The following is a 1,319-nucleotide window of genomic DNA, read 5'->3' on the forward strand; positions in this document are numbered from 1 at the left end:
GAACGACACGGTGGGGAACGCCGGGTCCGGCTCGGCCTGGTCGGGCACCACCCCGGGGGTCGGGAAACCAGCGCTGGCGAAGGCGGTGATGAGCACCGCCGCGCCCACCCCGTGCAGCGGGGTGTACAGGGCACCCCTCCCTTGGGAGGCGGTGCCGGCGGGCGCCGGCCGTTCGTGGGTCATCCGGTGCCGGCCAGAGCCCTGACTGTCGGCCGGTTGTGCGCGCTCAGCGCGAGACTGCGCTGCCGTCCACAGTGCCGCCCCCGGTGACCGGCGCGGTGGCGTCGCTCCGTCCGGCACCGAGCCGTGCCAGCAGTCCGGGCAGGTCGATCCCGGTGAGATCGCTGCCGAGCTGGAGGCCCTGGGCCACGTTGCCGGCCACCGACCTGGTGAGCGACGACGCGCCGTCGGTGGAGATGACGGTCATCTTGTCGATCGCCCCGATCGGCGCGCTGGCCGCCTCGACGACCTGCGGCAGCACCTTGACCAGCAGGTCGAGCACGGCCGCCTCTCCGTACGCGGCGAACGCCTCGGCCTTGCGCGCCATCGCGTCGGCCTCGGCCTCACCCTTGGCGAGGATGGCCGCGGCCTCGGCCTGGCCCTCCCGCTCCACCGCCTCGGCGATGGCGGAGCGTCGCCGCTGCTCGGCCTCACCCTCCTTGGCGCCCTCGATGGCGTTGGCCTCGGCGAGCGCGGCCCGTCGGGCCCGCTCACCCTCACCGGTGAGGCGGGCCTGCTCGGCGGAGGCCTGCGCTGCGGCGATGACCGACTGGCGCTGCGCGTCGGCGTGCAGCACCGCCGCGTTGCGGGACGCCTCGGCCTCCTGCTCCACCTTGTACCGGGCCGCGTCGGCCGGCTTGCGAACCTCGGTGTCGAGTTGGCGCTGCTTGAGTTCGGCGTTGCGCTCGGCCACCTTCTGCTGCTCGGAAAGGATCGCCTGGTCCCGCTCGGCCTGGGCGAGCGGTCCGGCCGCCGCGGACTTCGCCTTCGCCGCGTCGATCTCGGCCTGGATGCCGGCCTGCTTGAGGGCCAGGTTCCGGTTCGCCTCGGCGATGGCCTCCTCGGCGAGCAGGCGCTCCTGCTCGGCCTGCTGCCGGGCCCGCGCCTCGGCGATCGCCGCGTCCTTGAGCACCCGGGCGGCCTCGGGTCGACCCAGGTCCTGCAGGTAGGAGCCCTCGGCGAGGATGTCCTGGAGCTGGAAGGTGTCCAACACCAGACCTTGGTTGGTCATCGAGTGCTCGGCCTCCTCGGCCACGGCGCTGGCGAACGCCGCCCGGTCCCGGATGACCTCCTCGACGGTGAGCCGGCCGACGATCGAG

2 protein-coding genes are annotated in these 1,319 nt (G+C 74.0%); both read right to left on the reverse strand.

The annotated features are described in order from the left end of the window. The coding region (locus tag ABZ749_RS35290; RefSeq protein ID WP_357235768.1) for a hypothetical protein at nucleotides 1-183 on the reverse strand (183 nt) is incomplete at its 3' end. Nucleotides 184-226: 43 nt separating this feature from the next. Next, the coding region (locus ABZ749_RS35295) for a flotillin domain-containing protein (RefSeq protein WP_357235765.1) at nucleotides 227-1,319 on the reverse strand (1,093 nt) is incomplete at its 5' end.

The organism is Micromonospora sp. NPDC047753 (assembly GCF_040642735.1).
In the GTDB taxonomy this organism is placed as follows: Bacteria; Actinomycetota; Actinomycetes; order Mycobacteriales; family Micromonosporaceae; genus Micromonospora.